The organism is Fusibacter sp., from assembly GCF_057447755.1.
Map to the genome: position 1 here is coordinate 1 of NZ_JBVBZF010000174.1, position 7340 is coordinate 7340.

The 7340-nt window shown below is 35.2% G+C and carries 9 protein-coding genes; all 9 read right to left on the reverse strand.

Annotation, left to right across the window (positions count from 1 at the left end):
• Positions 1-8: 8 nt before the first annotated feature.
• On the reverse strand, positions 9-356 hold the full coding sequence (locus tag AC220I_RS15390; protein ID WP_486724745.1) for a DUF1292 domain-containing protein: 348 nt from the start codon (positions 354-356) through the stop codon (positions 9-11).
• Between the two features lie 63 nt (positions 357-419).
• Positions 420-1040: a nitroreductase family protein gene (locus AC220I_RS15395; protein WP_486724746.1), complete on the reverse strand. Its 621-nt coding sequence runs from the start codon at positions 1038-1040 to the stop codon at positions 420-422.
• 139 nt (positions 1041-1179) lie between these two features.
• Positions 1180-3165 carry a HelD family protein gene (locus tag AC220I_RS15400; protein ID WP_486724747.1) on the reverse strand — a complete coding sequence of 662 codons (1986 nt, stop codon included), beginning with the start codon at positions 3163-3165 and terminating at the stop codon, positions 1180-1182.
• Between the two features lie 216 nt (positions 3166-3381).
• Positions 3382-3810 carry a hypothetical protein gene (locus AC220I_RS15405; RefSeq protein ID WP_486724748.1) on the reverse strand — a complete coding sequence of 143 codons (429 nt, stop codon included), beginning with the start codon at positions 3808-3810 and terminating at the stop codon, positions 3382-3384.
• A gap of 14 nt (positions 3811-3824) precedes the next feature.
• Entirely contained in the window at positions 3825-4262 is a 438-nt protein-coding gene (locus AC220I_RS15410; protein WP_486724749.1) for a LytTR family DNA-binding domain-containing protein, read from the reverse strand.
• A gap of 227 nt (positions 4263-4489) precedes the next feature.
• Entirely contained in the window at positions 4490-4768 is a 279-nt protein-coding gene (locus AC220I_RS15415) for a 4Fe-4S binding protein (protein WP_486724750.1), read from the reverse strand.
• Positions 4765-5664 carry a mercury methylation corrinoid protein HgcA gene (hgcA, locus tag AC220I_RS15420; RefSeq protein WP_486724751.1) on the reverse strand — a complete coding sequence of 300 codons (900 nt, stop codon included), beginning with the start codon at positions 5662-5664 and terminating at the stop codon, positions 4765-4767. The genes AC220I_RS15415 and hgcA overlap by 4 nt, the downstream gene beginning before the upstream one ends.
• Before the next feature lie 281 nt (positions 5665-5945).
• Complete coding sequence (locus AC220I_RS15425) at positions 5946-6881, reverse strand: phosphotriesterase family protein (RefSeq protein ID WP_486724752.1); 936 nt, start codon at positions 6879-6881, stop codon at positions 5946-5948.
• A 72-nt stretch (positions 6882-6953) separates the two neighbouring features.
• A partial coding sequence (locus AC220I_RS15430) for a helix-turn-helix transcriptional regulator (RefSeq protein ID WP_486724753.1) occupies positions 6954-7340 on the reverse strand: 387 nt, incomplete at its 5' end.

Consider the following 7340-nt stretch of genomic DNA (forward strand, 5'->3'; position numbering starts at 1 on the left):
GATTTTGATTATGCTTCGTCTTCCTCTTCAAATAATGCATCAAATGCTTGTGAAACAGCTTCGTACTCATCATCATCTGCGATTTCAGTTAATTCAATTGAACCATCTTCGTAGTCGATAAATCCATAAAGCATTGCAATTTCTTCAACCGGATGTAAAATTGCGATATATTCCTTTTCATTCACCTCGAAGATGTCAATGATTGGGCACTCTAATTCCTCACCTGTCTCAAGTTCAATCGTAACTGAATGATGGTGTTCATGTTCATGCTCATGATCATGGTCATGTCCACAGCCACATCCACAGCCTTCAGTTTCAAATTCATTATTTTCATTCATATTTTTATTGTTTTCCATAAGTTCACCTCAAATAGTTTATATCTGATTATACACTGACATGACCCATTTTGTCGATAAAATCTATATGAACTCTACAAATTCACCAATTGGTTTCCTGAAACCTCTGATTTTGTCGCTGGTCTTATCCATCTTACCCATTGTGATCATTAGGACTGGCACCTCATTCTCAGGAATATTAAGGTGTGATGCGACCTTATCTTTATCAAAATAAATCATAGGGCAAGTATCCCACCCCTTGTCCTTTGCCAAAAGCATAAAGAGCATGGCCGATAATGATGCATTTCTTACAGCTTCGTCATGTTGAAAACTTTCTCCCCAACCTTCATAGAGATTGTTAATGGTATCAATCATATAGTCATACTCCATTTTGTCAAGAATGCCTAGCATCAAAGACCCCTCATAAATTTTGTTTGCGGATTTATAAGCGTTTTTGTTGCCTGTAACAATTATGGTTGCTGATGCCGTCTTAATTTTATACTGTTTAAATGCCGCCTCATAAACCTCATCTGTCTTCTTTGCATCTTCCACAATATAGTACTTTGCATGCTGAAGATTGAAGGCAGATGGTGCTAAAGAGAGTTCTTTAAAAATTGCCTCAAAGTCACCTCTTGGGATTTTAATATCTTCTAAGAATTTGTTCGCCGATCTTCTTTCCTTAACAACCTTCATAAAATCATTCATTTTTAATACCTCCATACTATCACTAATTAGTAATATAATTTTAATGATAAGGCTCCAATCTGGTTTAACCCTACTGGAACCTTAATTAATCTTTGTAAATACCATTTAAAAGCATTTGTGATTCAACAACAATATATCACTAACTAGTACTAATGTCAATCCTGTTTTTTAAATGTGGACTGGATTCACCCATGTAAAATAAGTTTAACCTGTGAAGCGCCCTAGTACAGGCGATATACAAGAGGTTTCTGTCGTCAATCGTATTGTAGTTTTCACTTGAAACATCACAAATCAATACAGAATCAAACTCAAGGCCTTTTGATAAATAAACTGGAATGATAAAGACGCCGTGTAAGGTAGAGATTGTATCGGGCTCAATGATTTGAATATCTATTTTATCTTTTAAAGCGTCATATATTTGGTATGCATTTTTTTCTGATTTACATAAAAGGCCAATTGACTGGTAGCCCATCTCTTTAGAGACCTTAATTTCAGAAAGAATCTCTTCCACATGCCCCTTTTGATCTTGAGAACCATAAACTTGAGGCCTTACGCCTTGTCTATTAAAACTCCTTATATCTGGTTCTCGTCCTAAGAATTTTAAACTGTATTGAAGAATTTCGTTGGTGCATCGAAAGCTCTTATTCATAGAAATTAAAGAAGCTCTCTTTTTATTAAAAATGTTCTTGATTTGCTCATACAATTCAATCTTTTCCTGCTTTTCAAGGGTTTGATTGACATCGCCTAAAACCGTAAACTTGGCTTTGGGGAAGAGCAAATTTAAGCATTCAAAATGTAGTGGATAATAATCTTGGGCTTCGTCTATAACGACCTGTTTAATCACTTTATAGGCATCATTTCCCAACAACTTTAAATGCAAATAGGCCAATACTATGGCATCGTCATAATGAACTACTGGTGATTCTAAATTTTCTCTTGTATAGTCTAGTATTTCACTTGAAGGAGGCCTTGTATTGGCGATCCTCGATAGTCGCGGTATAAGGTTTGGATCGGTAATCAAACTCTTGTATATAGTAAAAACATCATCTATCCCTCTACCAGACATCTTAAGCTCATCAATATATCGATCTAATAACGACTTGAAATGTATTGACGTTTTATACTCAATGCATGCTTTAATAATAGGGCGATCATGTGCATTTGTCATCATGTTTTCAAGAAATTGATATCTTGATTGTATTTTTAAATGCCCTAGGATGTCCTCAATTAATTCTTCAAAAATCATGGAATTCACGTGGTGTTCACCAAGTTCAGGTAGGACACTGGAAATATATTGTTCAAATAGACTACTTGGTGAGATGATCATGATGTTACTGTATGACAACTTATCCGTAAGCCCTTGATACATAAGGTAGGCTGCTCTATGAAGCGCAATGGATGTTTTCCCACTTCCTGCGACACCCTGAACCATCATAAGCTCATTGTCCATGTCTCTGATAACGACATCCTGGTCCTTTTGTATGGTTTCAATAATTGCCTTCATTTTTGATGAAGCATTTTGAGACAAAAGCTTTTTTAAGAACTCATCAACAATCTGAATATCTGTGTCGAAAAAATACTCCAATTTGCTCTCTTTGATTTCATATTGTCTCTTTAAATTGACATGACCATTGATTCTACCAAGAGGGGCTTCATAATGAACATCACCCAGAGTATATCTATAAAAAACGCTTGCTATGGGAGCCCGCCAGTCATATACTACTATTTCTTTGGCATCGTCATCTTCAAGAGATGCCCTGCCTATATAGATTTTTTCGTAATGTGGAGTGTCTTCAAACTTAAAATCAATTCTTGCAAAGTAAGGTGATTTTATCATGTTTTCAAGTAGGTATACTTGTTTATCTACGTTTTCAAAATCCATGATTTTATTTGAAATCAGATGGGCATACTGGTTCAAATCAGCAAGAGCTTCAAAGCCTTCACTAGACCAAAGATTTGATATTGAATGAGAAGTATTTTCCCGCATCTCTTTTTTCGCTTCAAGAATTGCCCGTTTATTGTTCTCATTTTGATTTTTAACAGCCTCAAGTTGACGTTTAGCCAGTTCAACAGTTTCCTCTAAATGCTTATTTTCAAATTCTAAATCCACTTGTTTTTTACGCATTAAAATCACCTTTCTTTAACACCATAAACGGAGGTTATTTCCATCATATGACATTCTAACACAGGGTTTTGCAGAAAAACAGACTTATTATTTGACGATATCTATGGTATACTTAAGATGGCAGTAAGGTGACGGGTCGTAAATCAGTCATCTTTTTTTATACCCAAAAAAACAGACTGACAAAGTAATCAGTCCATTTTTTTTGGGGATTTATGGTTATTCTAGATTTAAGCGGTTCAATTTATCATTGATTTTTCTGGCATTCTGCAATGCTTGGATATAAACCATCGCATATATCAAGCCTTTTGAGATCATATACACGATTAATATTCCCCAGCCGAGATTTTGAAAATTCTTACCACCTGGTGTGAAATATATAAGGAGCACCAATAAGGCTATATCAGCAAGTATTGAAGTAATGATATAATTTAATCTCATCAATTTATCTGATAAGCCATGAAAGTTAATAAAAGACTCAAATCTCAATACCAGAGCTGCACCTAATAGTACAATCTGCCATATGTTTCTTATGCTTATATGCCCTATACCGCCTAATTGTAGAAAAATGACCACGAAGATGAGTATAACGCCACATAGGGTTGAAACGTCTAAGAATAATTTTTTATAGTGATTCGTAAATGTCATACAGGTTCCTCCTCTCATAAGCCCAGTTTTTGCTTTAAGACCGCAACGTATTTTCTAGATATAAAAACTTTTTCCTTATTCTTCAAAGAAGCTTCAAATCTACCATCAAAAAGAGGGCGAACAGATTCTATTTTTTTAATATTCAAAATCATTGATTTTGAAGCTCTAAAGAATTGATTATTAATCAGCTCCGACTCTAACTCATAAAGCTTCTTACGACTTTCATAAACTTGATTTTCACCGTATATAAATACTTTGTTGTCAACACTTTCAATATAATAAATTTTCTCAGGATCCAAAATATGCATCTCCTTTTCAATCTCACCTAATAGCTTTTGGTCAGGTAATTCTAGAAAATGTAGTAAATTATGTACCGACTCATCCATGGTGTGATAACGTATAATAACTTCATTTTCTGATGCCTTTGAAACCTGTTCTATGGTCACCTTCATGAATTCATCCCCTTTCTTAATTTAAGTATAGACCCCTTATTTTTAATTTACAATGCACCTATAAGTATCATGCGCCATAAGGCATGTAAGATGCGATTTTTCCCGTGCAAGATGGTACTATAAAATAAACCTCCATTAACTTTTAATTGAAAGTCTGGAGGTTTTGTCGTGGTTTGCTTTGAAGATTGGTTGTAAACTTTCATAAGGCATTGCAATAGAAACTCATGTCAACAACAGGAGCCTTTAATAAATTTACCGAAAAATCGATTTTTCTTGAGATAAGAATATAAGACCGCTGAAACACAGCCTGCACCTGCCCTTACTGAAATCGCATTCACGGGGCAATTCATTTGGCATCCACCGCATTCAATGCACCTATTCTTATGTGCTAACTCGATTACAGTCGTCTTAATAAAGACTTGATGCGGGCAAACCTCTGTACATCTCATACAGCCTATACATTTTCCCGAATCAAACTCTAGACTTGCAACTTCTAAATATCTCATAGTATCACCTTTATCAATCCTACCAAGGTTATTAAAATTGAAACAAGACCCATCCAAACCATGATTGGAATTGCTTGCTCTAACTCCTTTTTGACCCCACTAAGCGAAGTGAAGGTCGTAGATCCCGTAAAATTCATGGCTAAAAAACTGGTATAGATTACACCTAGCATAACGAGGCCAATGTTAAGGGCATTCATACCTCGTAATAGAAACAAGAGCAAGGGTAAAGCCACAAGCATTCCATTTTTATAAAACATTCTAAATGGTAATATTGGCAATAATGCCGGAAAAATAAGAGTTCCCAAAATAACCGAAGATAGTGATATCCAAAACAAGGTCATGGGTACTCTTGGTAACATCGCCAACAAAAGCGTAACTGCTAAAACCCTCAAATTAAATATGATTTCAATTGGCACCAAAGTCAATCTGTCTTTTAAATTAAAGGTGACTAACCTCATCTCAGGTTTGATGCCATCCTCTATAAACTCATCCATGTCTTGTATCCTTACTGGACCAAAGATGACTTTCTTCTTTGTGATTTTACTTACCAGATGACTTTGAATACCCGGTGCACTCAATTGTGGCAGAATTATACGATTATGGTCAACAGGCAACTCAATTTCTTGAAGCATTCGAATGACCTCAGCAGTTCCAAACCTGCCTTTTCCTGCTGAACACCAAACGTTAATGCCATCTGAATCGATTACTAGAACCCAATAATCTTTTCTGAGATATTTCCTTAAATAATCAAAAGTAAGTTTATAATTGCCTGTAACGATGACCTCTGACTGCTTATCTGGCCTACCAAAAGCATACAGACCTGTCGGTACCCTGTAATTATCTCGATTTATATTAAGACGAACACCAATATTCCATAAGGTATCTTTTAGGTACACCTTTCTATCAACTCTACCATCCTTGACAATGTGTTTTACAAACTGGTCTGAAACGGGCTCACGTTTGATGGCTTTAATTTCAGATAAAATCGTTAAATCGTCAAAACTTGACGCTTTTACATCAGCGTCTCAACATGATCTGACTTCAAAATCCATAATGTGCTCCTCTCATAAATATATAAATGCATAATTTTTCTATATTATACCATATCAAGAGGCGCTTATAAGCTTGCATTATTTAAAATGTTTTTCACCAAAAAAATAAGCTGACCAAGGTCAACCTATTCAATATCATAAAATGCTGCAGGATTACGCGTCATCATTTCTTCCAACACTTGTCTCTTTATCCCCTTTTCCTCACATAAGGGCATAAAAGATTTAAAGAGACTTGTACACTCATGATTATTTCCATTTTTCATAATATCATTATAAAAATCATCATCTTGAGATAATAAAACCTTATCACCATATCCCTCTTTTAAGACAAACTTAATGTATCTTATTTTTTCTTCATATTTATCTGGCTGAATCATATCGAAACCAATCCAAATGCCTTTTTCATATGCAAACCTGATCGTGTCTTCATGACCCTCCTGGTCTGCATGGGACCAGAGAAACTTACTCATGTCTGCCTTCTCTTGTTCTAAAAGTTTGATAACATCATATACCATCTCATATTCCAATATATGACATTGTATTGGCAAGCCAGTTCTTTTACTGGTCTTGACAGCTGCTTTTAAAAGGGCCTTGTCATGGTCCGAAAGCTTACCTTTGTTTAACAAGAGCTTGATATAACCCGGTCTTATCTTTATGCCATCAATTGTATCCAGTCCCTCTTCAAAATCATGTATCCATCTCTTAGCCATTTTTTCTTCAAAGGTATCCGTAAACATGTCATAGATGTGCGATGGCACATTCCATCCCGTGCTGGGAATGATATGTATATTTGAATCCGTTGAAAGTTTTTTTAACAGCTTAACATTCTGACCACCAATGGGTGGCGATGCTTCTACGATTGCTCTGCACTTATATTGATATAACTCTTTCATCACAGGTAAAAGAACTTGATGTGATTTTTCAATATCTTCATCCTTGTATTTTTTTTCAAAGTACATCTGATTAGCGTATTCATCGATATACTCCCATTTAAAGTGCTCATGTCCTAGTGTCAAACCCAATTCTTCTTTTGAGATTGGCCCATTTACCGTATAAATCATTTTATTTCTCCCTTAAATTTATTTTTCATGCCCATTATAACAAAGAAACCCTGACACATACCTGTCAGGGTTTTAAAAATTATATTTATTTTTTAATTGGTTGATTAAATGGCTGATTTTCATCAAGAACTCACTTGGTCCCAGTGCCGTAATTGTATTTGGATTTTCAAGTACCAGCCTCACTATTTCCTGCTCCATCTTAGTTGTGATGGCCACCCTTATCAAATCGCCTTCGTTTAAAATAGTCGCCTCTTTAAAATAGTCGTTGTCTTTAAGGACTCTGTAAATGCTATTGCTCATTTCAAGAGTATATGTGCATGTTTTGAACTTGTCTGTACGACTTTTAATTTCAACATCCATATAGTCATTATCCGATTCCAAAACATCAATTTTGGAAATACGGTCCAATCTAAAAACTCTTTTTTCATTTTTTAGATGACAAAATGCTGATAAGTACCA